Origin of the sequence: Pseudomonas sp. MWU12-3088 (genome assembly GCF_023242405.1) — a bacterium.
Classification (GTDB): domain Bacteria; phylum Pseudomonadota; class Gammaproteobacteria; order Pseudomonadales; family Pseudomonadaceae; genus Aquipseudomonas; species Aquipseudomonas kribbensis.
Genome location: NZ_JALJEA010000014.1, coordinates 106,917 through 133,371, shown reverse-complemented (window position 1 = coordinate 133,371; position 26,455 = coordinate 106,917). Strand labels below are relative to the sequence as shown.

The 26,455-nt window shown below is 58.9% G+C and carries 24 protein-coding genes; 7 read left to right on the top strand and 17 right to left on the bottom strand.

Translation table 11 applies throughout. The features are described from left to right. Nucleotides 1–3: 3 nt before the first annotated feature. The 10 genes from M5B98_RS26190 to rpmH all read right to left on the bottom strand — a co-directional run bounded on the left by M5B98_RS26190 (nucleotide 4) and on the right by rpmH (nucleotide 9,278). Complete coding sequence (locus tag M5B98_RS26190; protein ID WP_003229783.1) at nucleotides 4–411, bottom strand: F0F1 ATP synthase subunit I; 408 nt, start codon at nucleotides 409–411, stop codon at nucleotides 4–6. 148 nt (nucleotides 412–559) lie between these two features. Then, nucleotides 560–1,432 carry a ParB/RepB/Spo0J family partition protein gene (locus M5B98_RS26185; protein ID WP_085713100.1) on the bottom strand — a complete coding sequence of 291 codons (873 nt, stop codon included), beginning with the start codon at nucleotides 1,430–1,432 and terminating at the stop codon, nucleotides 560–562. 9 nt (nucleotides 1,433–1,441) lie between these two features. Then, the gene (locus M5B98_RS26180; protein ID WP_085713099.1) at nucleotides 1,442–2,239 is read right to left on the bottom strand and encodes a ParA family protein; all 798 of its coding nucleotides are present in this window, start codon (nucleotides 2,237–2,239) and stop codon (nucleotides 1,442–1,444) included. Between the two features lie 18 nt (nucleotides 2,240–2,257). Further along, complete coding sequence (rsmG, locus tag M5B98_RS26175; RefSeq protein WP_007911906.1) at nucleotides 2,258–2,902, bottom strand: 16S rRNA (guanine(527)-N(7))-methyltransferase RsmG; 645 nt, start codon at nucleotides 2,900–2,902, stop codon at nucleotides 2,258–2,260. Then, nucleotides 2,899–4,797, bottom strand: coding sequence for a tRNA uridine-5-carboxymethylaminomethyl(34) synthesis enzyme MnmG (gene mnmG, locus M5B98_RS26170; RefSeq protein WP_114886523.1), 1,899 nt, complete (start codon nucleotides 4,795–4,797; stop codon nucleotides 2,899–2,901). Before mnmG ends, rsmG begins: the two co-directional genes overlap by 4 nt. Before the next feature lie 553 nt (nucleotides 4,798–5,350). Continuing rightward, nucleotides 5,351–6,721 (bottom strand): tRNA uridine-5-carboxymethylaminomethyl(34) synthesis GTPase MnmE, encoded by a 1,371-nt coding sequence (gene mnmE, locus M5B98_RS26165; RefSeq protein ID WP_248744416.1) that lies wholly within the window; start codon nucleotides 6,719–6,721, stop codon nucleotides 5,351–5,353. A gap of 81 nt (nucleotides 6,722–6,802) precedes the next feature. After that, nucleotides 6,803–8,485, bottom strand: coding sequence for a membrane protein insertase YidC (gene yidC / locus M5B98_RS26160; RefSeq protein ID WP_248744415.1), 1,683 nt, complete (start codon nucleotides 8,483–8,485; stop codon nucleotides 6,803–6,805). Nucleotides 8,486–8,487: 2 nt separating this feature from the next. Further along, a complete protein-coding gene (yidD, locus tag M5B98_RS26155) occupies nucleotides 8,488–8,733 on the bottom strand; it encodes a membrane protein insertion efficiency factor YidD (RefSeq protein WP_010465488.1) in 246 nt (81 codons plus the stop codon). Then, nucleotides 8,726–9,127, bottom strand: coding sequence for a ribonuclease P protein component (rnpA, locus tag M5B98_RS26150; RefSeq protein ID WP_011336726.1), 402 nt, complete (start codon nucleotides 9,125–9,127; stop codon nucleotides 8,726–8,728). Before rnpA ends, yidD begins: the two co-directional genes overlap by 8 nt. Before the next feature lie 16 nt (nucleotides 9,128–9,143). Then, nucleotides 9,144–9,278, bottom strand: a complete 135-nt coding sequence (gene rpmH / locus M5B98_RS26145; protein WP_003213577.1) for a 50S ribosomal protein L34 — start codon at nucleotides 9,276–9,278, stop codon at nucleotides 9,144–9,146. A 566-nt stretch (nucleotides 9,279–9,844) separates the two neighbouring features. Between rpmH and dnaA the strand changes: the two genes are divergently transcribed. The 4 genes from dnaA to gyrB are packed head-to-tail and all read left to right on the top strand — an operon-like array spanning nucleotide 9,845 to nucleotide 16,052. After that, entirely contained in the window at nucleotides 9,845–11,368 is a 1,524-nt protein-coding gene (gene dnaA, locus M5B98_RS26140) for a chromosomal replication initiator protein DnaA (RefSeq protein ID WP_085713096.1), read from the top strand. Between the two features lie 39 nt (nucleotides 11,369–11,407). Beyond that, nucleotides 11,408–12,511 (top strand): DNA polymerase III subunit beta, encoded by a 1,104-nt coding sequence (gene dnaN, locus M5B98_RS26135; protein WP_085733897.1) that lies wholly within the window; start codon nucleotides 11,408–11,410, stop codon nucleotides 12,509–12,511. 14 nt (nucleotides 12,512–12,525) lie between these two features. After that, entirely contained in the window at nucleotides 12,526–13,629 is a 1,104-nt protein-coding gene (gene recF / locus M5B98_RS26130; protein WP_007911886.1) for a DNA replication/repair protein RecF, read from the top strand. A 5-nt stretch (nucleotides 13,630–13,634) separates the two neighbouring features. Then, complete coding sequence (gene gyrB / locus M5B98_RS26125) at nucleotides 13,635–16,052, top strand: DNA topoisomerase (ATP-hydrolyzing) subunit B (RefSeq protein WP_248744414.1); 2,418 nt, start codon at nucleotides 13,635–13,637, stop codon at nucleotides 16,050–16,052. Between the two features lie 62 nt (nucleotides 16,053–16,114). Here the strand turns inward: gyrB and M5B98_RS26120 are convergent, their stop codons facing one another. Next, the gene (locus M5B98_RS26120; RefSeq protein WP_085713094.1) at nucleotides 16,115–16,831 is read right to left on the bottom strand and encodes a response regulator transcription factor; all 717 of its coding nucleotides are present in this window, start codon (nucleotides 16,829–16,831) and stop codon (nucleotides 16,115–16,117) included. A 166-nt stretch (nucleotides 16,832–16,997) separates the two neighbouring features. Here M5B98_RS26120 and M5B98_RS26115 point away from each other — a divergent pair, with 166 nt between their 5' ends. Further along, nucleotides 16,998–18,539, top strand: coding sequence for a sensor histidine kinase (locus M5B98_RS26115; RefSeq protein WP_248744413.1), 1,542 nt, complete (start codon nucleotides 16,998–17,000; stop codon nucleotides 18,537–18,539). A 157-nt stretch (nucleotides 18,540–18,696) separates the two neighbouring features. On the opposite strand, the gene M5B98_RS26110 is transcribed toward M5B98_RS26115, so the two are convergent. The 4 genes from M5B98_RS26110 to glyQ all read right to left on the bottom strand — a co-directional run bounded on the left by M5B98_RS26110 (nucleotide 18,697) and on the right by glyQ (nucleotide 23,107). After that, a complete protein-coding gene (locus tag M5B98_RS26110; RefSeq protein ID WP_248744412.1) occupies nucleotides 18,697–19,476 on the bottom strand; it encodes a lysophospholipid acyltransferase family protein in 780 nt (259 codons plus the stop codon). Between the two features lie 82 nt (nucleotides 19,477–19,558). Then, nucleotides 19,559–20,098 (bottom strand): D-glycero-beta-D-manno-heptose 1,7-bisphosphate 7-phosphatase, encoded by a 540-nt coding sequence (gene gmhB / locus M5B98_RS26105; protein WP_248744411.1) that lies wholly within the window; start codon nucleotides 20,096–20,098, stop codon nucleotides 19,559–19,561. 4 nt (nucleotides 20,099–20,102) lie between these two features. Next, nucleotides 20,103–22,157 carry a glycine--tRNA ligase subunit beta gene (glyS, locus tag M5B98_RS26100; protein WP_085713090.1) on the bottom strand — a complete coding sequence of 685 codons (2,055 nt, stop codon included), beginning with the start codon at nucleotides 22,155–22,157 and terminating at the stop codon, nucleotides 20,103–20,105. Beyond that, complete coding sequence (glyQ, locus tag M5B98_RS26095) at nucleotides 22,154–23,107, bottom strand: glycine--tRNA ligase subunit alpha (protein WP_003187265.1); 954 nt, start codon at nucleotides 23,105–23,107, stop codon at nucleotides 22,154–22,156. Before glyQ ends, glyS begins: the two co-directional genes overlap by 4 nt. 81 nt (nucleotides 23,108–23,188) lie before the next feature. Here glyQ and tag point away from each other — a divergent pair, with 81 nt between their 5' ends. Beyond that, complete coding sequence (gene tag, locus M5B98_RS26090; RefSeq protein ID WP_085713089.1) at nucleotides 23,189–23,746, top strand: DNA-3-methyladenine glycosylase I; 558 nt, start codon at nucleotides 23,189–23,191, stop codon at nucleotides 23,744–23,746. A gap of 40 nt (nucleotides 23,747–23,786) precedes the next feature. Continuing rightward, nucleotides 23,787–24,674 carry a lysophospholipid acyltransferase gene (locus tag M5B98_RS26085; protein ID WP_085713088.1) on the top strand — a complete coding sequence of 296 codons (888 nt, stop codon included), beginning with the start codon at nucleotides 23,787–23,789 and terminating at the stop codon, nucleotides 24,672–24,674. Between the two features lie 51 nt (nucleotides 24,675–24,725). Here the strand turns inward: M5B98_RS26085 and M5B98_RS26080 are convergent, their stop codons facing one another. After that, the gene (locus tag M5B98_RS26080) at nucleotides 24,726–25,040 is read right to left on the bottom strand and encodes a tetratricopeptide repeat protein (protein ID WP_248744410.1); all 315 of its coding nucleotides are present in this window, start codon (nucleotides 25,038–25,040) and stop codon (nucleotides 24,726–24,728) included. Nucleotides 25,041–25,060: 20 nt separating this feature from the next. Next, entirely contained in the window at nucleotides 25,061–26,437 is a 1,377-nt protein-coding gene (gene trkA, locus M5B98_RS26075; protein WP_085713086.1) for a Trk system potassium transporter TrkA, read from the bottom strand. Nucleotides 26,438–26,455 lie beyond the last annotated feature (18 nt).

Genomic DNA, 26,455 nt, shown 5'->3' with positions numbered 1-26,455 from the left:
GCCCTAAGGTCTCGAAAGTCTTGTTCTCATCAGCAGGGGAGCGAACCAGCTGACCGACTGAGTCAGCACGAAGGCGCCGAATACAGCGATCGGCGCCAGTGGCTTCACACCTGCAAACACCAGTGCAAACAGCACTGCCGTCAAAATCAGTTTGCCTGCCTCGCCGGCATAGAAAGACCGGACGATGGACTGGGCTGCTCGGGCGCCGGAAAACCGAAATGCCTTGTGAGCGAAATAAACATTGGGCAGCAAGGCTATCAGGCCTCCGCAAAGTCCCGAGTATCCGGCAACGACTCCGTGCCATTGCCAGAGCGCCAAAGCGGCAATGAGCAAAATGACAAATTGAGCCATCAACACCGGAAAAACCGCCAGGCGATGGAACGGCAGGCGGTTTGGCTTGCGGGTTTCCATCACTATTGCTCTCCAATGGTCGGCTGCCGAAATTCAATAACTTGGCATAATTTGTGCCGACAAAATGCGCGCAGAGTATAGGGGCGGTTCTGCCCCTATTCAACTGTCAGGTAGTGATTTCCGACTGCGCGCTACAAGAGGAATTGTTTCAGCGGATGTGTGCAAGCACACCCTGAAGCTCATCGAGAGAGTTGTAACCGATCACCAACTGACCCTTTCCCTTCTTCCCGTGGCGGATCTGCACCGCAGAGCCTAGGCGCTCGGCCAGACGCTGCTCGAGGCGGGCGATATCCGGGTCCGGTTTTGCAGGTTCCACAGGCTCGGGTTTGCCACTCAACCACTGGCGAACCAGTGCCTCAGTCTGGCGCACGGTAAGACCGCGTGCGACAACATGTCGCGCCCCTTCCACCTGCTGATTGTCCGGCAGACCGAGCAATGCACGGGCATGGCCCATTTCCAGGTCCCCGTGGGACAGCATGGTCTTGATGACTTCCGGCAGCGCAATCAGGCGCAACAGGTTGGCTACCGTGACGCGGGACTTACCCACAGCCTCGGCCACCTGTTGCTGGGTGAGCTGGAATTCCTGCTGCAGGCGCTGCAGGGCCACCGCTTCCTCGATCGGATTCAGGTCTTCGCGCTGGATGTTCTCGATCAGCGCAATGGCGATCGCGGTTTCATCCGGCACATCGCGGACCATGGCCGGAATGGTTTCCTGCCCGGCCTGCTGACTTGCACGCCAGCGGCGCTCGCCGGCGATGATTTCAAAACGGCCACCACCAATCGGGCGAACCACGATCGGCTGCATCACGCCTTGAGTCTTGATCGACTGAGCCAGCTCTTCCAGCGCCTGCGGATCCATGTCCCGGCGCGGCTGATACTTGCCGCGTTGCAGCAAGTCCAGCGGCAGGTGCTGCAACTCACGGCTGTCAGCCTGCGCCGCCTGTTCTTCCAGCGAGCTGACAGTCGGACCGCTCAGCAGTGCATCCAGTCCTCGTCCGAGACCTCGTTTCTTGACGGCCATGGGGATTCCTTAAGTTGGCTGGGCAGCGGCGATGCGTGAATTTTTGCGCTGACGGCGAACCATCTCGCCCGCCAGGGCCAGATAGGCCAGCGCGCCACGCGATTGCTTGTCGTAGGCCAGCGCCGGCATGCCGTAGCTCGGGGCTTCGGCCAGACGGATGTTGCGCGGGATGACGGTGTCGTACAGCTGGTCGCCGAAGTGTTCCTTGAGCTGGGCCGATACGTCGTTCATCAGGCTCAGGCGCGGGTCGTACATGGTCCGCAGCAGGCCTTCGACTTTCAGGTTCGGGTTCAGCAGTTCGGCGATGCGCTTGATGTTATCCACAAGGTCGCTCAAACCTTCGAGCGCAAAGTACTCGCACTGCATGGGGATAATCACCCCGTCAGCCGCGACCAGTGCGTTCAGTGTGAGCATCGACAGCGACGGCGGGCAGTCGATCAGAATGTAATCGTAGTTTTCCCGGATCGGCGCCAGCGCGCTGCGCAGACGGCTTTCCTTCATCTGCATTTCCAGCAGTACCACTTCGGCCGCCGTCAGGTCACGGTTGGCCGGCAGCAGTTGATAACCGCCGTGTTCCGAGAAGTGCATGGCCTGAGCCAGATCGCATTCGCCGATCAGCAGGTCGTAGACCGAGTTTTCCAGGCCATGTTTATCCACACCGCTACCCATGGTGGCGTTGCCCTGTGGATCGAGATCGATCAACAGCACCCGGCGCTTGGTCGCGACCAGGGATGCTGCGAGGTTGATGCAGGTGGTGGTCTTGCCCACACCACCCTTCTGGTTCGCTATCGCGAATACCTTAGCCATTCTTGCTTGTGTTCCCAATCATGCCGTGCGGCGCAGTATCAGCAGATGGCGTTGGCCTTGGCAACCGGGTACGGCCAGGGCGTGTTCGCTATCGAGTTTGAAGTCTGCCGGCAATGCTACCAGCTCATCGGCCGGATGGACGCCCTTCATTGCCAGCCAGCGCGTATCGGCGTCGCCGAGGTGGCGAGTCCAGTTAGTGAAGTTCTCCATGCTGCTGAACGCCCGGGAAATGATCCCGTTGAACGGCTGTGCAGGCTGGAACGCTTCAACGCGACTGTGGATAACTTGCAGGTTATCCAGTTTGAGTTCGAGTTTGACCTGAGTCAGGAAGCGGGTTTTCTTGCCATTGCTGTCCAGGCAAGTCACTTGCGAGTCCGGATACAGGATCGCCAAAGGGATCCCCGGCATGCCACCGCCGCTGCCGACGTCCAGCCAGCGGCCGTTTTCGATGAACGACATCACGCTGAGGCTGTCGAGCAAGTGACGGGAAACCATTTCGTCCGGATCACGAACAGCGGTCAGGTTGTAGGCCTGGTTCCATTTGATCAACAGGGCCAGATAACCCAGCAGCAATTCGTGCTGGGTTTCAGTGAGGTTGACACCGAGCTCGCGGGCTCCTGTGGATAACTCTTCGGCGTGTTGCGAAGTAACCTTAGAACTCAAGCGCTTTGCTCCAACTGACGGCCCGCGCCGCGTTTTTTCAAATGAATCATCAACAGCGAAATCGCTGCCGGGGTCACACCCGGGATCCGCGAAGCCTGGCCGAGCGTCTCGGGACGCGTGGCACCCAGCTTGCTCTGGATCTCCTTGGAGAGACCGGAAATGTTGGTGTAATCGATATCCACAGGCAGTTTCGTGTCTTCGCTTGCACGCAGACGGGCGATTTCGTCCTGTTGACGGTCGATGTAACCGGCGTATTTGGTCTTGATCTCGACCTGCTCGGCGACCTGTGGATCTTCCGCGCCCTGCCCGGTCACTTCGACCAGACCAGCGTAGTCGATTTCCGGACGGCTCAAGAGATTGAGCAGGTTGTATTCGTGAGTCAGCGGCGTGCCGAATTTTTCAGCAATCGCATCACCCTGCTGGGTGCCCGGGCGAACCCAGGTGCTTTTCAGGCGCTGCTCTTCCAGCTCGATGTTTTCGCGCTTCTTGCAGAACGCCGCCCAGCGCGCGTCATCGACCAGACCCAGTTCGCGACCTTTTTCGGTCAGACGCAGGTCGGCGTTGTCCTCACGCAGGATCAGGCGGTACTCGGCACGGGAAGTGAACATGCGGTACGGCTCTTGGGTACCGAGGGTAATCAGGTCGTCGACCAATACCCCGATGTACGCTTCATCGCGACGCGGGCACCAGGCTTCTTTGCCTTTGGCACGCAATGCGGCGTTCGCGCCAGCCAGCAAACCTTGGGCGCCGGCTTCTTCGTAACCGGTGGTGCCGTTGATCTGGCCGGCAAAGAACAAACCGCCGATGACTTTGGTTTCCAGGCTGTACTTCAGGTCACGCGGATCGAAGTAGTCGTACTCGATCGCATAACCCGGACGCACGATGTGCGCGTTTTCCATGCCGCGTATCGATTGCACGATCTGCAGTTGCACGTCGAACGGCAAGCTTGTGGATATCCCGTTCGGATACAGCTCATGGGTGGTCAGGCCTTCCGGCTCGATGAACACCTGATGGCTTTCCTTGTCGGCAAAGCGATGAATCTTGTCTTCGATGGACGGGCAATAACGCGGGCCGATGCCTTCGATTTCGCCGGCAGCGGAATACATCGGCGAACGGTCGAGGTTCGCGGCGATTATTTCGTGGGTGCGGGCGTTGGTGTGGGTAATCCAGCAACTGACTTGCCGTGGATGTTGTTCCTTGTTGCCCATGAACGACATCACCGGGATCGGCGTATCGCCTGGCTGCTCGGTCATTACCGAGAAATCCACAGACTTGCCGTCGATACGCGGTGGCGTACCGGTTTTCAGGCGACCGACACGAAGCGGCAGTTCACGCAGACGGTGCGCCAGGGCAATCGATGGCGGATCACCGGCGCGACCGCCGGAAAAATTCTGCAAACCGATGTGGATAAGTCCGCCCAGGAAGGTACCGGTGGTCAACACCACGGAATCGGCGAAGAAACGCAGACCCATTTGCGTGACAACACCGCGTACTTGTTCCTGCTCGACGATCAGGTCGTCGGCGGCTTGTTGAAATATCCACAGGTTCGGCTGGTTTTCCAGGATTTCGCGGACAGCTGCCTTGTAAAGAATCCGGTCAGCTTGTGCACGGGTTGCACGTACGGCCGGGCCTTTACGGCTGTTCAACACGCGAAACTGGATGCCACCCAGATCGGTAGCGATGGCCATCGCGCCGCCGAGGGCGTCGATTTCCTTGACCAGATGACTTTTGCCAATGCCGCCGATGGCCGGGTTGCAGCTCATGGCACCGAGGGTTTCCACGTTGTGCGTCAGCAGAAGGGTTTTTGCACCCATGCGTGCTGAGGCCAGTGCTGCCTCGGTACCGGCATGACCGCCGCCGATGACGATCACTTCAAAACGGGAAGGGAAATCCACCACGCACCTCGTGCCTGCTTAAGTAGGTAATTCAGGAATAGTTTGAGATCAGGTTTCTGGACCTGGTCGACAAGTATAGGGACTTCGCCCTTCCTAAAGAACCCTTTGCACAAAATTTAACCAGCTGTGGAGAACTCGCGGTTAAAAGAATAAAAAAGAGAGAAATTTATAAAACCTTTGTTTTAAAGCTTATTCTTACTGCCCGTGATTTCTGTGGATAGATTGCCACAGGCCTTTATTTTCAATATGTACAGAGATTCAAAACCCTGTGCCCATCTGCCCATGAGGCCCTTGGATAACCGGTGTAAGCCTGTGGATGAATGGGGCTGTTATCCACAGAGGCAGTTATGTTCAGTTTTCAGGCGCTGTTATCAACTGCCCTCAGCGGCAGTTATTCACAGGGCTTAATCCACAGAAATCGGATGAATGAGCATGCAGCGGACAGGGGAAATCCGCTCGGGGAGAAGGAATCTGCCCGGCACTGGAAAGGAAGGAATGCGAAAAGGAGAAACAGACAGGTCGCGAATGGACCTGCCTGTGGACAACGGAAGGGTTATTTACCGATGCAGAAACTGGAAAAGATCCGCCCGAGCAGATCATCGGAGCTGAACGCCCCGGTAATTTCCCCGAGAGACTGCTGAGCCTGGCGCAGATCTTCTGCCAACAGTTCGCCAGCCCCTGCCAGAGTCAGCTGTGCACGGCCGTGTTCCAGAGACGCGCTGGCATGACGCAATGCTTCCAGGTGGCGGCGGCGTGCGCTGAAACTGCTTTCCGAGGTCTGCTCGTAACCCATGCAGGCCTTGAGGTGATCGCGCAGCAGATCCAGGCCTTCGCCGGCAGCCTTGGCGCTCAGGCTGATAGTTACATGGCCATCGTCGCTGACTTCCAGGGCAATCGCTTCACCGGTGAGATCCGCTTTATTGCGAATCAGGGTGACCTTTGCCGGATCTGGTCGGGTTTCAAGGAATTCAGGCCATAACGCGAAAGGATCTGCAGCTTCCGGCGCCGTGGCGTCGACCACCAGCAGTACCCGATCGGCTTCGCCAATGGCTTTCAACGCACGTTCGACGCCGATTTTTTCCACATGGTCGTCGGTATCGCGCAATCCGGCGGTGTCTACGACATGCAGCGGCATGCCATCGATGTGGATATGTTCGCGCAGGATATCCCGGGTCGTACCGGCGATTTCCGTCACGATGGCGGCTTCTCGCCCGGCCAGCGCATTCAACAGGCTGGATTTGCCGGCATTCGGACGACCGGCAATCACCACCGTCATGCCATCACGCAGCAGCGCACCCTGCCCGGCTTCACGCAGGACGGTGGATAACTCGTCGCGTACCTTGTCGAGCATGCCCAATACATGGCCATCGGCGAGGAAGTCGATTTCTTCTTCCGGAAAATCAATGGCTGCTTCGACATAAATCCTCAAGCCGATCAGCTGTTCGGTGAGGTTATGCACACGCTGGGAAAATGCACCTTGCAAGGAACGCAAGGCATTACGTGCAGCCTGTGCGGAACTGGCTTCGATCAGGTCGGCGATGGCCTCGGCCTGGGCCAGGTCGAGTTTGTCATTGAGGAAGGCGCGCTCGCTGAACTCACCCGGCCGGGCCAGACGGCAACCCAGTTCCAGACAACGCTTGAGCAACATATCAAGGACGATCGGACCACCGTGGCCCTGGAGTTCCAGCACATCTTCGCCGGTGAACGAGTTCGGCCCGGGGAAATACAGCGCCAGACCTTCATCCAGCACCTGTTGATCGTCACTGAAGAAGGGGCCGTAGTGGGCAAATCGGGGTTTCAGCTCGCGGCCGCTAATGGCCTTGGCCGCCACGCTGGCCAGCGGCCCGGAAATTCGAACGATGCCCACGCCGCCACGGCCCTGGGCAGTAGCGACGGCTGCGATGGTTTCACGAGGTGCGCTCATAAACCGGTATCCAGACAAAAATGGCAGATAGCAAAACGCCCCACTAGGGGGCGTTTTGAGTGGTGTTATCCACAGAGTAAGTTACGCCTCGGCTTTTTTCGTCGCCGCTTCGATCTTACGCGTGATGTACCACTGTTGGGCAATCGACAGGCAGTTGTTCACAACCCAGTACAGCACCAGACCAGCTGGGAACCACAGGAAGAAGAAGGTGAAGATGATCGGCATCATTTTCATGACCTTCGCCTGCATCGGATCCGGAGGAGTCGGGTTCAGACGCTGCTGGATGAACATGGTCGCGCCCATGATGATCGGCAGGATGAAGAACGGATCCTTGATCGACAGGTCGGTAATCCACAGCATGAACGGCGCCTGACGCATTTCCACGCTTTCCAGCAGAACCCAGTACAGGGAAAGGAAAACCGGCATCTGCACGAGGATCGGCAAGCAGCCGCCCAGCGGATTGATCTTCTCTTTCTTGTACAGCTCCATCATGGCTTGCGACATTTTCTGCCGGTCATCGCCATGTTGTTCTTTCAGTGCAGCCAGTTTCGGAGCCACGGCACGCATGCGGGCCATCGACTTGTAGCTGGCGGCCGACAGCGGGAAGAAGATCCCTTTGATCAGCATGGTCAGGAAGATGATCGACCAGCCCCAGTTGCCGACGATGGCGTGGATATGTTGCAGCAGCCAGAAGATCGGCTGGGCAATGAACCACAGAATGCCGTAGTCGACGGTCAGTTCCAGACCTGGGGACAACTCTTTCAGTACAGCCTGGCTTTTCGGACCGGCGTAAAGAACAGCACTGGTCTCGACTTTTGCACCCGGTGCGGCGGTCAGCGAAGGACCGGTGTAACCGATGATGTAGTTGCCTTTGCTGTCTTTACGGGTCTGGACGATGTTGTTTTCGCCCTTCGGAGCAACCCATGCAGTCACGAAGTAGTGTTGCAGCCAGGCTACCCAGCCACCGGTGACGGTTTCCTTGAGCTGACCTTTGTCCATGTCTTTCATGGACACTTTCTTGTACGGCTCGGAACTTGTCCACAGGGCGGCGCCCAGGTAAGTCGCAGTGCCAGTAGCTGTGGTCGACGAAGGATCGGCGCTTGCATCGCGTTTCAGCTGGGCAAACATCGAACCGGACCAAGGCTGAGCGCTCTGGTTGTCGATCAGATAAGTCACGGTCACGTCATACAGGCCACGTTTCAGGGTGAAACGCTTGATGTATTTGACGCCGTCCTTGCTGAACTTCAGGTCGACGACCAATTGGTCCTGACCGTCAGCCAGTTGATAAGTCTTCTTCTCCGAGGAGTAGATCGGGCGACCGGCCGGGCTGGCGTCCGGACCGTTGGTGCCGATCAGACCGCTTTGCGCCAGATAGATACGCTCGCCGCCGTTGTCGAACAGCTGGAACGGAACGTCCGGACGATCCTGACGACGTGGATACAGAGGCAAGGTCAGTTGCGCAACGTCACCGCCCTGTGGATCGATCGCCAGATCGAGCACGTCGGTTTTGATCTGGATCAGATCCTTGCTGGCGGCGACCGGTGTTTCGGCAGGTGCGCTGGTATCGCTTGCGGCGCGCGGAATATCGTCACTGGCTGCAGCGTTATTGCCAGTGGCGGTGTCCGGCAAACCGGATGTAGTCGTACTGGAAGCAACATTCTGAGTCGGCAGGGCAGCCTGACCATAGTCCTGGTTCCATTTAAGAACCATGACGTAGGACACGATTGCCAGGGCGACGATCAGGATCGTGCGTTTGATATCCATGATTACTCGGCCATCGAAGAAGAACGGGAGGTAGGGATAGGTGGAACCGGGTCATAACCACCGGGATTCCACGGATGACAGCGACCTAAACGACGAAAGGTCAGCCAGCCACCGCGCAGAAGGCCATGATTTTCGATGGCTTCATACGCGTAGCAAGAACAACTGGGGTAGAAACGACAGTGACTGGCCATCAGGGGACTAATGGCGTAGCGATAAAACTGGATCGGAACGAGTGCCAGTTTACGCATCTGGACTGTCTACCCCTACAGTTTCGGTTTTGACTGCTGGTACCGGCTTGTTGCGTGCCAGACGCTTCCAGAGTTTGCCGAAATGCTGAATCAATTCGGGGTTTTCTACGTCACCCAAACCTTTGCGCGCGACGATAACGATGTCCCAGCCGACCAGTGAATCCTGGTGCAGGCGAAACGATTCGCGCATCAGACGTTTGAGGCGATTGCGCTCAACGGAGAGCTTTACGCTCTTTTTCCCGATAACCAGTCCGAGACGGGGGTGATCGAGATCGTTGTTGCGTGCAAGGAGCAGGAGATTTTTCCCCGGAACCTTGCCGGTAGGGGAGTCAAAGACTGCCTTGAAATGCCGGGGAGTAAGCAGACGCTTTTCCCGACTGAAGTCCTGACTCACCTCCAGTGCCGGATTATCAAACTGCCAGACGTGCGCGGCCTTTGGCGCGACGACGCGACAGTACGGCACGACCGTTCTTGGTAGCCATGCGAGCACGGAAACCGTGGGTACGAGCGCGTTTGATAGTGCTTGGTTGGAAAGTACGTTTCATGTCGTGTTACCTGGTTCGTCCACAACGGGCCGGAATGGCCCCCGTTTTAAGAGACCGGGGATTCTAGAGAAAGCAAGGCAATAGGTCAATTTCCAACCAACGTTTCCTTATAAATAGATCTCTGATGCCTCCAGGATCGAAACCTTGTCTGCCAGACATAAAAATAAAGAAGGGAATTATTTAAAGCTTTTCTGTAAAGCTTGTAAAAGCTAGGCTCGCCCTCTTCTGTGGATAACTGCTTTCAGACCTTGTTCGGCGTGATGTACAGAGAATGACAACTACGGTGGAAAACCGTGTTCAGCCTGTGCTGCGCTATCGGATAACCTGTGTGTGGAAAGCGCTGTTATCCACAGGCGACTTGTCCACTGAGTTTCGCCCCCAGTTGTCCAGTGCCCTCAGCTACGGTTATCCACAGAGCTTATTCACACACCGTCGGTCGCTTTTTCACCGGTTAAGGCATTGATAAATCATGTCCACCGGGCAACCTGCATGTGGATAAGTGAACGTCCCGCCGCTACAATGGCCGCTTGTTTTTGCCTCACCGGCTTTCAACTTAGGGGATTTCCGTGTCAGTGGAACTTTGGCAGCAGTGCGTGGAGCTTTTGCGCGAAGAGCTGCCAGCCCAACAATTCAACACCTGGATCCGTCCATTACAGGTCGAAGCCGAAGGCGACGAGTTGCGTGTCTACGCACCGAACCGTTTTGTTCTGGACTGGGTCAACGAAAAGTACCTGGGGCGCGTCCTTGAACTGCTGGATGAGCATGGCAATGGCCTCGCGCCGTCGCTCTCCTTATTAATAGGCAGCAAGCGCAGTTCTGCGCCGCGTGCTGCGCCGAATGCACCGTTGGCCGCCGCTGCCGCATCTTTGGCTCAGGCCAATGCCGCACCCGTCAGCGCTCCGGCACCAGCACCGGCTCCAACCCCGGCCAAGCGTGCGACGCAGAAAACCGAGGAAGTCAGCGAAGAGCCGTCCCGCGACAGCTTCGATCCGATGGCGGGCGCTGCCTCCCAGCAAGCGCCAGTGCGTGCCGAACAGCGCACCGTGCAGGTCGAGGGTGCGCTCAAGCACACTAGTTATCTGAACCGCACCTTCACCTTCGAAAACTTCGTCGAAGGTAAATCCAACCAGCTCGCCCGTGCGGCGGCCTGGCAAGTGGCAGACAACCCCAAGCACGGCTACAACCCGCTCTTCCTTTATGGCGGCGTCGGTCTGGGTAAAACGCACTTGATGCACGCGGTGGGTAACCATCTATTAAAGAAGAATCCGAATGCCAAGGTCGTGTACCTGCATTCCGAGCGTTTCGTGGCCGACATGGTCAAGGCGCTGCAACTGAACGCGATCAACGAGTTCAAGCGGTTCTACCGTTCGGTGGACGCCCTGCTGATCGACGACATTCAGTTCTTCGCCCGCAAGGAGCGTTCCCAGGAAGAGTTTTTCCACACCTTCAATGCCCTGCTTGAAGGTGGCCAGCAGGTCATTCTCACCAGTGACCGCTACCCGAAAGAAATCGAAGGCCTTGAAGAGCGCCTCAAATCCCGCTTCGGCTGGGGCCTGACGGTTGCCGTCGAGCCGCCGGAGCTGGAAACCCGTGTGGCCATCTTGATGAAGAAGGCCGACCAGGCCAAAGTCGAGTTGCCACACGATGCGGCGTTCTTCATTGCCCAGCGCATTCGCTCCAATGTCCGTGAGCTGGAAGGCGCGCTGAAACGCGTGATCGCCCACTCGCACTTCATGGGCCGCGATATCACCATCGAGTTGATTCGCGAATCCCTGAAAGACCTGTTGGCATTGCAGGACAAACTGGTCTCTGTGGATAACATTCAGCGCACCGTCGCCGAGTACTACAAGATCAAGATCTCCGACTTGCTGTCCAAACGCCGTTCGCGCTCGGTCGCTCGCCCGCGTCAGGTCGCCATGGCTCTGTCCAAGGAACTGACCAACCACAGCCTGCCGGAAATCGGCGATGTGTTTGGTGGTCGTGACCATACGACGGTGTTGCACGCCTGCCGCAAGATCAACGAACTTAAGGAATCCGACGCGGACATCCGCGAGGACTACAAGAACCTGCTGCGTACTCTGACCACTTGATGAACACCAGCGCAGCTTATTAAGGCAAGGGACTAGACCATGCATTTCACCATTCAACGCGAAGCCCTGTTGAAACCCCTGCAACTGGTCGCAGGCGTCGTCGAGCGCCGACAGACCTTGCCGGTACTGTCCAACGTGCTGCTGGTTGTCGATGGCCAGCAGCTGTCGCTGACCGGTACCGACCTGGAAGTCGAGCTGGTCGGTCGCGTGCAGCTCGAAGAGCCGGCTGAAACAGGTTCCATCACCGTGCCGGCGCGCAAGCTGATGGATATCTGCAAGAGCTTGCCGAACGATGCGCTGATCGACATCAAGGTCGACGAGCAGAAGCTGGTGGTGAAAGCCGGCCGTAGCCGTTTCACCCTGTCGACCCTGCCGGCCAATGACTTCCCGACTGTGGAAGAAGGCCCAGGTTCGCTGACCACCAGCCTGGATCAGAGCAAGCTGCGTCGCCTGATCGAGCGCACCAGTTTCGCCATGGCCCAGCAGGACGTGCGTTACTACCTCAACGGCATGTTGCTGGAAGTGTCGACTGGCGTGATTCGTGCCGTAGCAACTGACGGTCACCGTCTGGCGATGTGCTCGATGCAGGCCGACATCGGTCAGCAGGATCGTCACCAGGTGATCGTGCCACGCAAAGGTATTCTCGAACTGGCACGCCTGCTCACCGAGCCGGACGGCAACGTCAGCATCGTCCTGGGTCAGCACCACATCCGCGCGACCACCGGCGAATTCACCTTCACTTCGAAACTGGTCGACGGCAAGTTCCCTGACTACGAGCGCGTTCTGCCGAAGGGCGGCGACAAGCTGGTGCTGGGCGACCGTCAGGCACTGCGCGAAGCGTTCAGCCGTACCGCGATTCTGTCCAACGAGAAGTACCGCGGCATCCGTCTGCAACTGGCCAGCGGTCAGCTGAAAATCCAGGCTAATAACCCGGAGCAGGAAGAAGCGGAAGAAGAAGTGGGCGTGGAATACAACGGTGGCTCTCTGGAAATCGGCTTCAACGTGAGCTATCTGCTCGACGTGCTGGGCGTGATGACCACCGAGCAGGTTCGCCTGATCCTGTCCGACTCCAACAGCAGTGCGCTGGTTCAGGAGTCCGATAACGACGATTCGGCTTACGTTGTCATGCCGATGCGTCTGTAATCAGCTGACTCTGGATGTCGCTAAGTCGCGTCTCGGTCACCGCGGTGCGCAATCTGCACCCGGTGACCTTCTCCCCCTCCCCCCGAATCAACATTCTTTACGGCGCTAACGGCAGCGGCAAAACCAGTGTTCTGGAAGCCATTCATCTGCTGGGGCTTGCCCGTTCGTTTCGCAGCACGCGGCTTTTGCCTGTCATCCAGTACGAGCAACTTGCCTGTACCGTTTTCGGGCAGGTCGAGCTTGCCGAAGGTGGTCACAGTGCATTGGGGATATCTCGCGACCGTCAGGGCGAATTCCAGATTCGCATCGACGGCCAGAACGCCCGCAGTGCCGCGCAACTGGCAGAGATCCTGCCGCTGCAGTTGATCAACCCCGACAGCTTCCGCCTGCTGGAGGGTGCGCCGAAGATTCGCCGACAGTTCCTGGACTGGGGCGTGTTCCACGTCGAGCCGCGGTTCATGGCCACTTGGCAGCGTTTGCAGAAGGCCTTGCGCCAGAGAAACTCCTGGCTGCGGCATGGTACACTTGACGCCGTTTCGCAAGCGGTTTGGGACAGGGAACTGTGCCAGGCCAGCGCTGAAATCGATGAATACCGCCGCGCTTACATCAAAGCCTTGAAACCAGTCTTTGAACAAACCTTGAGCGAACTGGTTGAGCTCGAAGGTTTGACGCTCAGCTATTACCGAGGCTGGGACAAGGATCGGGAATTGAGTGCTGTGCTTGCCGGATCCCTGCAGCGGGATCAGCAGATGGGTCATACCCAGGCCGGACCGCAACGCGCTGACTTGCGTCTTAGATTGGGCGCACACAATGCCGCGGACATCTTGTCCCGGGGTCAGCAAAAACTGGTGGTCTGTGCGTTGCGTATTGCCCAGGGGCATCTGGTGAGCCAGGCCCGACGCGGCCAGTGTATTTATCTGGTGGATGACTTGCCGTCCGAGCTGGACGAGAGCCACCGTCGCGCGCTGTGCCGCTTGCTGGAAGACTTACGCTGCCAGGTTTTTATCACCTGTGTAGATCACGAATTATTGAGGGAAGGCTGGCAGACGGAAACGCCAGTCGCTCTGTTCCACGTGGAACAGGGCCGTATCACCCAGACCCACGACCATCGGGAGTGAAGGCATTGAGCGAAGAAAATACGTACGACTCATCGAGCATTAAAGTGCTGAAAGGCCTGGATGCCGTGCGCAAACGTCCCGGTATGTACATTGGTGACACCGACGATGGCAGCGGTCTGCACCACATGGTGTTCGAGGTGGTCGACAACTCGATCGACGAAGCCCTCGCCGGCCATTGCGACGACATCAGCATCATCATCCACCCGGATGAGTCCATCACCGTCAAAGACAACGGCCGTGGCATCCCGGTAGATGTGCACAAAGAGGAAGGCGTATCCGCCGCCGAGGTCATCATGACCGTCCTCCACGCCGGCGGTAAGTTCGACGACAACTCCTACAAGGTATCCGGCGGTCTGCACGGTGTAGGTGTTTCGGTAGTGAACGCGCTGTCCGAAGAGCTGGTCCTGACCGTTCGCCGCAGCGGCAAGATCTGGGAACAGACCTACGTCCACGGCGTACCTCAGGCACCGATGGCGATCGTCGGCGACAGCGAAACCACCGGCACCCAGATTCACTTCAAGGCTTCCAAGGAAACCTTCAAGAACATTCACTTCAGCTGGGACATCCTGGCCAAGCGTATTCGTGAACTGTCCTTCCTCAACTCCGGTGTCGGCATCGTCCTCAAGGATGAGCGCAGCGGCAAGGAAGAGTTGTTCAAGTACGAAGGCGGCCTGCGTGCATTCGTTGAATACCTGAACACCAACAAGACTGCGGTCAACCAGGTGTTCCACTTCAACATCCAGCGTGAAGACGGCATCGGCGTGGAAATCGCCCTGCAGTGGAACGACAGCTTCAACGAGAACCTGTTGTGCTTCACCAACAACATTCCGCAGCGCGATGGCGGTACCCACCTGGTGGGCTTCCGTTCCGCACTGACACGTAACCTGAACAACTACATCGAGCAGGAAGGTCTGGCGAAGAAACACAAAGTCGCCACCACCGGTGACGACGCCCGTGAAGGCCTGACCGCAATCATTTCGGTGAAGGTGCCGGATCCGAAGTTCAGCTCCCAGACCAAAGACAAGCTGGTGTCTTCCGAAGTGAAGACCGCGGTCGAACAGGAAATGGGCAGGTACTTCTCGGATTTCCTGCTTGAAAACCCGAACGAAGCCAAGCTGGTCGTCGGCAAGATGATCGACGCCGCCCGTGCCCGTGAAGCAGCACGCAAGGCCCGTGAGATGACTCGCCGCAAAGGCGCGCTGGACATCGCCGGCCTGCCGGGCAAGCTCGCTGACTGCCAGGAAAAAGACCCGGCACTGTCCGAACTGTACCTCGTGGAAGGTGACTCCGCAGGCGGCTCTGCCAAGCAGGGACGTAACCGCAAGACCCAGGCCATCCTGCCGCTGAAGGGCAAGATCCTCAACGTCGAGAAAGCCCGTTTCGATAAGATGATCTCGTCCCAGGAAGTGGGCACCCTGATCACCGCGCTGGGCTGCGGCATCGGTCGCGAAGAGTACAACATCGACAAGCTGCGCTATCACAACATCATCATCATGACCGATGCTGACGTCGACGGTTCGCACATCCGTACCCTGCTGTTGACCTTCTTCTTCCGTCAGTTGCCTGAGCTGATCGAGCGCGGCTACATCTACATCGCCCAGCCGCCGCTGTACAAGGTCAAGAAAGGCAAGCAAGAGCAATACATCAAAGACGACGACGCCATGGAAGAGTACATGACGCAGTCGGCTCTGGAAGATGCGAGCCTGCACCTGAACGAAGACGCCCCGGGCATTTCCGGTGAAGCGCTGGAGCGTCTGGTGAATGACTTCCGCATGGTGATGAAGACCCTCAAGCGTCTGTCGCGCCTGTACCCGCAGGAACTGACCGAGCACTTCATCTACCTGCCGGCCGTGAGCCTGGAAATGCTCGGCGACCACGCCAAGATGCAGGACTGGCTGGCCCAGTACGAAGTCCGTCTGCGCACCGTCGAGAAGTCGGGTCTGGTCTACAAGGCCAGCCTGCGTGAAGACCGCGAACGTGGCGTGTGGCTGCCTGAGGTCGAACTGATCTCCCACGGCCTGTCGAACTACGTCACCTTCAACCGCGACTTCTTCGGCAGCAACGACTACAAGACCGTCGTCACCCTCGGCGCTCAACTGAGCACCCTGCTCGACGAAGGCGCGTACATCCAGCGTGGCGAGCGCAAGAAAGCGGTCACCGAGTTCAAGGAAGCCCTGGACTGGCTGATGGCCGAAAGCACCAAGCGCCACACCATTCAGCGATACAAAGGTCTGGGCGAAATGAACCCGGATCAACTGTGGGAAACCACCATGGACCCAAGCGTGCGCCGCATGCTGAAAGTCACCATCGAAGACGCCATTGGCGCAGACCAGATCTTCAACACCCTGATGGGTGATGCGGTCGAACCTCGCCGTGACTTCATCGAGAGCAACGCTCTGGCGGTGTCCAACCTGGATTTCTGATCCCGGTCGGCGCCAACGAAAAGGCCAACGCACAAGCGTTGGCCTTTTTTATTGCCTGCGATTCACTCTCCAGCCGCCACACTCTCCAACCGATACCCATACCCATAAATCGTCAGCAACTGCCAACCCCGATCCGCCGTCAGCCCGAGCTTGTTACGCAGCCGATAGATGTGGGTATCCAGCGGTCGTGACGAGGCCATTTCTTCATGGGGCCAGAACCTCTCGTATAGATAGTCCCGCGACAACGGCCGGCCCAGGTTGCTGAACAGGCAATGCGCAAGGCGATACTCGCGCTCGGTCATCATGATCGGCTTTCCTTCGCGAGTGACGGTCAACTCGGCGTCATCAAAAACCAGATCATTGAAACGCAGGACATTGGCCACCGTCGGGCGCTGGTGGCTGTGCCGACGCAATACGGCGGTGACACGAGCCTTCAACTCGTTGGGACGAAACGGTTTGCTGACATAGTCGTCGGCCCCTGCATTCAACGCCTGGACGATATCGCTCTCGCCGTCGCGACTGGTGAGCATGATGGCCGCTGGCGGCGCCTCCATGTGCTCGCGGGTCCAGCGTAGCAGCGCCAGCCCGGTGAGGTCGGGAAGCTGCCAGTCGAGGATCAGCAGGTCGAAGGTTTCCCGGCGCAGTTGCCGCAGCAGGTCTTCTCCGCGTTCGAAACTGTGCAGCGACCAGGGCTGTTCGCCGGCCTCGGCCATTTGTTGCAGGGTCTGCTCGACCCGGCGCAGTTCGGCGGGTTCATCGTCCAGTATCGCAACGCGCATACGCGGGATTCCTTGTCGCTTGGGTAATGGGTGGTCGACATCGGCGCTTCGACCAAAGCAGTGAAAGTAAGCGGCACACCATGGGTCGAGCCGCTATGATTCTTCGGGTCTACGTCCTCAGACCTGTCGCCTATGAAACCATTCAACCCGCCCTGCCCTGTTTTCCATGATTAACCGACGCCGCCACGAAAGCCGTGTGCAAAGTCAGGTTCAACGCCTGTTTCGGCAACTGGTGCGCGAGTGGGTGTGGATCAGTCTAGTGCTGTTGCCGCTGACTGCATTGTTGTCGTGGCGTGCTCAGGTCAATCTGCATGATCCGGCGCCAGTCAGCGGCGCAGTGCTGTCTACCGTGCTGGTGGCCATCGTGCTGGGGTTATTGCTGTGGCGACCGCGCCTGGCGCTCTGGCTCACGCTGATCGGCATGGTCGGCGTGCTGCTGACCAGCGCCGGTCTGGCGGAAGTTCAGCGTTGGTGGTCCCCCACGCCGGCAGTGCTGGGCATGTTGTTCGGTTATCTGATCTGGAACTGGCGACGTCTGAGTGTCGTGCTGACCTATTTCGGCTGGGAGTTGTCCCGGCTGGACGATGAACCGAAGGTGTTCCCCGAGCGTCGCCGTACACAATTTGCCAGTGGCGACCGGTTGCAAGGCCAGATCATGGCGCTTGAGCAGGCCATGAGCCGCACCCGTGACACCCGTCGCTTCATCGCCGATGGCCTGGAGTATCTGCCGGTCGCGACCCTGATCAGTGATCCCAAAGGCCAGATCCTGTTGGGTAATCGCAAGGCGCGGGACTTGTTCGGCAGTGATCTGGTCGGTGATGAAGTCCTCGATCGCTTGGCGAGTCTTGGCTATCCGGATTTATCCACAGCCTCGCGTCCACTGTTGTCCGACCTGCCTCTGGTGGAGTTTCGTGATCACAAGGAGCGCAGCTTGCGGCTGGAACGCGCAGCCTTGTTACCGGTGGACGGCGACACGCCGATTGGCTGGCTGCTGAGCCTTACCGATCTGAGCGCCGAACGTGCCGCCGAGGAACAGCGCGGCGTGTTGCTGCGTTTTTTGTCCCACGACCTGCGTGCACCGCATTCGGCGATTCTCGCTCTGCTCGATGTCCATCGACATCAGGCCGGGACTGATTCGCCTTTGTTCGAGCAGATTGAACGCCAGGTGCGTCGAGCGCTGGAGCTGACGGATGGTTTCGTATTGCTGGCCCGGGCCGAATCCAAGGCCTATCAGTTCCAGCCGAGTCTGTTTGCGATGCTGGTAATGGACGTCCTGGATCAGGCGCTGCCCATTGCCCAGCAGAAGCGTATCGAACTGCTGAACGATATGGACGAACAATCCCAGGAACGTCTGGTGCTGGCAGACCAGGGCTTGCTGACCCGGGCGCTGTTCAATCTGCTGGAAAACGCGATCAAGTACAGTCTTGTCGGCTCCACGGTCCGGTTGCGTGTTCGCTGCCACGATGACTGGCTGCACTGCGAACTGACCGATCAGGGCAAAGGTATTGCGGCTGAAGAACTGCCTGATCTGTTCAGCCAATATCGGCGTTTTTCTTCTGCCAAGGGTATTGATGGCGTGGGGCTGGGGCTGTCGATGGTCAAGGCCGTGGTGGATCACCATGGTGGTCGGATCGAATGCGTCAGCGTCATCGATCAGGGCACCACCTTCCGTCTTGAGCTGCCGCTGATCCCCGAAGAGCAGGCATAAAAAAACCGGCTATATCAGCCGGTTTTCTTACATCCGAAAAAAACTTATGCACCTTTTACGGTGTTTTATCAGCTTCAGAAATATATATAAAAATCAGTAAGTTAATTGCTGTTTTCGGAATATTGCCAACAAACCGTACACAGGTTATCCACAAAAATCAGACAGTCACTTGATCGCTGGCTGCCGGGGCTTGTGGTGCCGGTGGCAAGGAACCCATTTCCCGTTGAGCCTGCTCGTTCCATGCCTGTACCCGGTCGTTCAGATCGGCGATGGCGCGAGGGCCTGACCCTTCGGCAAACATCGGTTCACCGATGACAACGGTGATCACACCCTGTTTTTTGCCCCAGCCGATTTTCGGCCAGAACTTGCCGGCATTGTGCGCAATCGGCAGCACTGGAAGTGCCGCATTCACTGCCAATGCGCTGCCGCTGCGGGAGAACTTGCCGATGGTGCCATGGGGAACGCGAGTGCCTTCCGGGAAGATCAGTACCCAGACATTGTCCTTGAGCAGCTCGTCGCCCTTGGCTGCGACTTGTTTGAGCGCAGCTTTCGGATTGTCACGGTCAATGGCGATCGGCCGCAGCATGGCCATGGCCCAGCCGAAGAACGGCACATACAGCAATTCGCGCTTGAGCACCTGGCTCAAGGGCGAGAAATAAGCGGAGAGAAAGAACGTCTCCCAGGTGCTCTGGTGGTTCGATTGAATCACGCAGGGCCGGTCAGGCACGTTTTCCGCGCCTTTGACTTCGTAACGAATACCGAGGAACACCCTGGTCAACCACAAGGCGCAGCGGCACCAGTACACGTTGATGAAGCGATAGCGCGCCTTGAACGGCAGAAAGGGCGCGATAAAAAAGCTCAGGCTGCACCACAGCAGAGCGGTGGTGCCCAGCAGCAGGTAAAAGAGGAAGATTCTGATGGCCTGCAGTATCGACATGGCGACGTTTACCGTTACGGGCGATGCCCGACTGTTCAAGCGCACTCCCGATCAATCCCTGGTCAGGAACTTCAGAAGTACTCTAGTTGTGGATAAGTTCTGCGGCAATCGCCGCCAGATCGTCAAAAATCAGGGTGCCGACCGGAAGGGTCCTGGCCTGAGTCTTTTCGCCTTTCCCGGTCTTTACCAAAACGGGCTGTGAATCGACGGCTTTGGCGGCCTCCAGGTCACCAAGGCTGTCGCCGACGAACCAGACATTCGTCAGCGCCACGTTGTAATGCTGCGCGATGGTTTTCAGCATGCCGGGTTTCGGCTTGCGGCAGTCGCAACCCTCGTCCGGCCCATGCGGGCAATACACGATCAGCCCGACTTCACCGCCCTGCTCCGCCACCAGTTCGCGCAGGCGCGCGTGCATGGCGTCGAGGGTGGCGAGGTCGTAGTAGCCGCGAGCAATGCCCGACTGGTTGGTGGCGACCGCCACCGTCCAGCCGGCCTTGCTCAACTGCGCAATCGCTTCGATCGAGCCGGGCAGCGGAATCCACTCCTCCACCGACTTGATGTAAGCGTCGGAGTCGTAATTGATCACTCCGTCCCGATCGAGAATCAGCAGTTTCAACAGCAATCCCTCAACCCAGCAGCGAAATGTCGGCAACGCCCAGGAACAGGCCACGCAGACGCGCCAGCAGCGCGTAACGGTTGGCCCGCACATTGGCGTCTTCGGCATTGACCATCACCGCGTCGAAGAACGCGTCGACCGGCTCGCGCAGGGCGGCCAGGCGTGCCAGCGATTCGTTGTACTGACGCGCCGCAGCCATTGGCTGTACAGCCTGGTCCGCCTGCTGGATCGCCGAGTACAGCGAGAACTCGTTGGCGTTGTCGAAGTACTTGGCCTGAACGTCCGTCGGCACGGAGCCTTCGACTTTGCTCAGCAGGTTCGACACACGCTTGTTCACCGCCGCCAGCGCTGCCGCTTCCGGCAGTTTGCGGAAGGCCTGCACCGCTTGCACACGCTGGTCGAAGTCCAGCGCCGAACCCGGCTTCAGGGCACGAACCGACAGGTAGGTGGCGACATCCACGCCTTCGTCTTCGTAACGCGCACGCAGACGGTCGAAGATGAATTCCAGCACGGCGTCGTTCAGGCCGGCAGCCTTGACCTTGGCGCCGAAGGCGTTCACGGCGAAAGCAACGGCGTCGTTGAGGTCCAGATCCAGTTGTTTCTCGATCAGGATCCGCAGCACGCCCAGTGCCGCACGGCGCAGGGCATACGGGTCCTTGCTGCCGGTCGGCAACATGCCGATTCCGAAGATGCCGACCAGGGTGTCGAGCTTGTCGGCGATGGCCACGGCCGCACCGGTCAGGGTGGCCGGCAGTTCAGCGCCGGCACCGCGCGGCATGTACTGCTCGTTCAGGGCCAGAGCGACGTCTTCCGGCTCGCCGTCATTGAGGGCGTAGTAGTAACCGGCGACACCTTGCATCTCCGGGAACTCGCCGACCATTTCGGTGGCCAGGTCGCACTTGGACAGCAGGCCTGCACGGGCAGCCCACGAAGCGTTGCCGCCGATGCGTGCGGCGATGTACGCGGCCAGTTTCGACACGCGCTCGGCCTTGTCATAGACACTGCCGAGTTTTTCCTGGAAAACCACGTTCTGCAGGCGATCGTTGAACGCTTCGAGCTTCTGCTTCTTGTCCTGCTTGAAGAAGAACTCGGCGTCGGTCAGACGTGGGCGAACCACCTTCTCGTTACCGGCGATGATCTGCTGCGGGTCTTTGGATTCGATGTTGGCCACGGTGATGAAACGCGGCAGCAACTTGCCGTCGGCATCCAGCAGGCAGAAATACTTCTGGTTGTCCTGCATGGTAGTGATCAGCGCTTCCTGCGGCACGTCGAGGAAACGTTCCTCGAACGAGCACACCAGCGGCACCGGCCACTCGACCAGCGCTGTCACTTCGTCGAGCAGCGCCGGAGGCACGATCGCGGTGCCTTCCTGACGGGTCGCCAGCTCTTCGGTGCGCTTGCTGATGATCTCGCGACGCTCGTTGGCGTCGGCCAGAACATAAGCGGCACGCAGGTCGGCCAGGTAGCTCGACGGCGAACCGATGCGCACGCTTTCCGGGTGGTGGAAACGGTGGCCACGGGACTCACGGCCGGCCTTCTGTGCGAGGATCGTGCAGTCGATGACCTGGTCGCCGAGCAGCATCACCAGCCATTGGGTCGGACGCACGAACTCTTCCTTGCGTGCACCCCAACGCATGCGTTTCGGGATCGGCAGGTCGTTCAGCGAGTCTTCGACGATGGTCGGCAGCAGGCTGGCGGTCGGCTTGCCGGCGATGTTCTGGCTGTAGCGCAGTTTCGGACCGCTCTGGTCGATTTCGCTCAGCTCGACGCCGCACTTCTTGGCGAAGCCCAGTGCCGCTTGCGTCGGATTGCCTTCGGCATCGAACGCGGCCTGACGTGGCGGGCCGTCGAGGTTGATACTGCGATCCGGTTGCTGGGTGGCCAGCGCAGTGATCAGCACGGCCAGACGACGCGGTGCGGCGTAGACGGTTTTGGTCTCGTAGTTCAGACCGGCAGCCTGCAGGCCCTTGTCGATACCGGCGAGGAACGCTTCGGCCAGGGTGTTCAGGGCTTTGGGTGGCAGTTCTTCGGTGCCCAGTTCAACCAGAAAATCTTGAGCACTCATTGTGCAGCCTCCAGCTTGGCCAGTACTTCGTCACGCAGGTCCGGGGTTGCCATCGGGAAGCCCAACTTGGCGCGGGCCAGCAGGTAGGCTTGGGCGACGGAACGCGCCAGGGTGCGCACGCGCAGAATGTATTGCTGACGCGCAGTCACCGAGATCGCCCGGCGCGCATCCAGCAGGTTGAAGGTGTGCGAGGCCTTCAGGACCATTTCGTAGCTTGGCAACGGCAGCGGCTGGTCGAGTTCGATCAGGCGCTTGGCTTCGCTTTCATAGAAGTCGAACAGTTCGAACAGCTTGTCGACGTTGGCGTGTTCGAAGTTGTAGGTGGACTGCTCCACTTCGTTCTGGTGGAACACGTCGCCGTAGGTCACTTTGCCGAACGGACCGTCAGCCCAGACCAGGTCATAGACCGAGTCCACGCCCTGCAGGTACATGGCCAGACGCTCGAGACCGTAGGTGATCTCGCCGGTCACCGGGTAGCACTCGATGCCGCCCGCCTGCTGGAAGTAAGTGAACTGGGTCACTTCCATGCCGTTCAGCCAGACTTCCCAGCCCAGACCCCAGGCACCGAGGGTCGGCGATTCCCAGTTGTCTTCGACGAAGCGGATGTCGTGGACCAGCGGGTCCAGGCCGACATGCTTGAGGGAGCCCAGGTACAGTTCCTGGAAGTTGTCCGGGTTCGGCTTCAGGACTACCTGGAACTGGTAGTAGTGCTGCAGACGGTTCGGGTTTTCGCCGTAACGGCCATCAGTCGGACGGCGGCTTGGCTGTACGTAAGCGGCGTTCCAGGTTTCCGGGCCGATGGCACGCAGGAATGTCGCGGTGTGGAAAGTGCCGGCGCCTACTTCCATATCGTAGGGCTGAAGTACCACACAACCTTGCTCGGCCCAGTATTGCTGGAGCGCGAGGATCAAGTCTTGGAAGGTACGCACGGCTGGCGTAGGCTGGCTCACGAAATTCACCTGTTTCTTGGGCTGCGATTTAAAGAGCGGGAGTATACCCGATTCAGTCGCACCTCCACCCCCTGGAGCCTTATGCCACGCTGCTTTTGGTGCAACGAAGATCCGCTGTACATGGCTTACCACGATCAGGAGTGGGGCACGCCGCTACGCGATGCGCAGGGATTGTTCGAGTTGCTTTTGCTCGAAGGGTTCCAGGCCGGGCTTTCGTGGATCACCGTGCTGCGCAAGCGCGAGCGATATCGCGAGGTGTTGTACGGCTTCGACGTACAACGCGTGGCGCAGATGAGCGACGCGGAAATCGATGACTTGATGCTCGATCCGGGGATCATCCGCAACCGCCTCAAGCTCAATGCCGCCCGGCGCAATGCGCAGGCGTGGCTGGCGCTGGAAGATCCGGTGGCCTTCCTCTGGTCGTTTGTGGATAACCGGCCGGTGATCAATCATTTCAAGGATCGCAGCGAAGTCCCGGCCATCACCCCGCAAGCCGTGGCCATGAGCAAAGGCCTGAAAAAGGCCGGTTTCACTTTCGTCGGTCCGACCATTTGCTATGCGCTTATGCAGGCCTCGGGCATGGTCATGGATCACACTCAGGACTGCGACCGCTACGCGCAGCTCGTCAACGCCGGTTAGAATGGCCGCCTCCCGCACAGCACAAGATCAGGAGTGACCTGTGGAAAAGTTTAAAGGCGCCATGCTGGTTGGCGCTCTGCGGCTGTTTGCCCTGCTTCCGTGGCGGGCCGTGCAGGCCGTGGGTTCGGCGATCGGCTGGATCATGTGGAAAACCCCCAACCGTTCCCGCGACGTGGTGCGGATCAACCTCGCCAAATGTTTTCCACAGATGGACCCGGCCGAACGTGAGCGTCTGGTGGGCCAGAGCCTGAAAGACATCGGCAAGTCCCTGACCGAAAGCGCCTGCGCCTGGATCTGGCCGGCCCAGCGTTCCATCGACCTGGTGCGCGAAGTCGAAGGCCTCGACATCCTCAAGGATGCGCTGGCGTCGGGCAAAGGTGTGGTCGGCATCACCAGCCACCTCGGCAACTGGGAAGTGCTCAATCACTTCTATTGCAGCCAGTGCAAACCGATCATTTTCTACCGTCCGCCGAAGCTCAAGGCTGTGGATGAATTGCTGCGCAAGCAGCGGGTGCAATTGGGCAACCGCGTGGCGGCGTCGACCAAGGAAGGCATCCTCAGTGTCATCAAGGAAGTGCGCAAGGGCGGTCAGGTGGGGATTCCCGCAGACCCGGAACCGGCCGAATCCGCCGGAATCTTTGTGCCGTTCTTCGCCACCCAGGCCCTGACCAGCAAGTTTGTGCCGAACATGCTCGCTGGCGGCAAGGCTGTCGGCGTGTTCCTGCATGCCCTGCGTCTGCCGGACGGTTCCGGCTATAAGGTGATTCTCGAAGCCGCGCCGGAAGCGATGTACAGCACCGACACCGAGACGTCCTGCGCGGCGATGAGCCAGGTGGTCGAGCGTTATGTGGCGGCTTATCCGAGCCAGTACATGTGGAGCATGAAGCGCTTCAAGAAGCGCCCGCCGGGCGAGGCGCGCTGGTACTGATCGGCGATGTGCAATTGTGGATAACCTGACAAAACGGGTTATCCACAGTCGTCACGGCTTCTGCCGGTCCAGCTTTTTCAGAAACACCGTCATTTCCTTCTCGGCCTGCTTGTCGCCATGGGCCCGGGCCGCTTCCAGCCCTTGCTCCCATGCCTGCCGTGCAGCCGTCAGATCACCCAGCGCCAGGTGCGCCTTGCCCAACAGTTTCCATGCAGCGGAGTACTTCGGATCGAAGCCGACACACCGCTGGAAATGCTCGGCCGCCTTCGCGTTTTCCCCCAGATCCAGATAACCCTTGCCCAGGCCGAAGCGCAGCAATGAGTTATCCACACCCTTGGCGAGCATTTTTTCCAGGGATTCGATCATCGGTCTCGCCTCTTGGTCGGTCAGAAGAAACTCAGTCCCACGTGGAACAGCTTCTCCACATCGCGAATGTGCTTTTTATCCACAAGGAACAGGATCACATGGTCGCCGGCGGCGATCACCGTGTCGTCGTGGGCGATGATCACTTCTTCATCGCGGATGATTGCGCCGATGGTGGTCCCCGGCGGCAGGGCGATGTTTTCGATGGCCTTGCCGATGACCTTGCTCGACTTCGAATCACCATGGGCCACCGCTTCAATGGCTTCCGCCGCGCCCCGGCGCAATGAGTGCACGCTGACGATATCGCCACGACGCACGTGGGCCAGCAAGGTGCCGATGGTCGCCAGTTGCGGGCTGATGGCGATGTCGATGTCGCCGCCCTGAATCAGGTCGACGTAGGCCGGGTTGTTGATGATCGTCATCACCTTTTTCGCACCCAGACGCTTGGCTAGCAGCGACGACATGATGTTGGCTTCGTCATCGTTGGTCAGGGCGAGGAAGATGTCCGCGTCGGCGATGTTCTCTTCCAGCAGCAGGTCGCGATCCGACGCGCTGCCCTGCAGCACCACGGTGCTGTCGAGGGTGTCGGAGAGATAGCGGCAACGCGCCGGGTTCATCTCGATGATCTTCACCTGGTAACGGCTTTCGATGGCCTCGGCCAGGCGCTCACCGATCTGTCCGCCGCCGGCGATGACGATGCGCTTGTAGGTTTCGTCGAGACGGCGCATTTCGCTCATTACGGCGCGAATGTTCTCACGGGCAGCGATGAAGAAGACTTCGTCGTCCGCCTCGATCACCGTGTCGCCCTGAGGAAGAATCGGACGGTCACGACGGAAAATCGCCGCCACCCGGGTTTCCACGTTCGGCATGTGCTCGCGCAACTGGCGTAGTTGCTGCCCCACCAGCGGCCCGCCGTAATAGGCGCGCACCGCCACCAGTTGCGCCTGGCCTTCGGCGAAGTCGATTACCTGCAAGGCGCCGGGATGCTGGATCAGGCGCTTGATGTAGTTGGTGACCACTTGCTCGGGGCTGATCAGCACGTCGACCGGAATCGCTTCGTTCTGGAACAGTTGCTCCTCGCGGGTCAGGTACGAGGCTTCGCGTACCCGGGCGATCTTGGTCGGAGTGTGGAACAGGGTGTGGGCGACCTGGCAGGCGACCATGTTGGTTTCGTCGCTGTTGGTCACCGCCACCAGCATGTCGGCGTCGTCGGCACCGGCCTGACGCAGCACGGTCGGCAGCGAGCCACGGCCCTGCACGGTGCGGATGTCGAGACGGTCGCCAAGGTCGCGCAGACGGTCGCCATCGGTGTCGACCACGGTGATGTCGTTGGCTTCGCTGGCCAGATGTTCAGCCAGCGAACCGCCGACCTGCCCTGCACCGAGGATGATGATTTTCAACCCGTCACTCCATTGAAT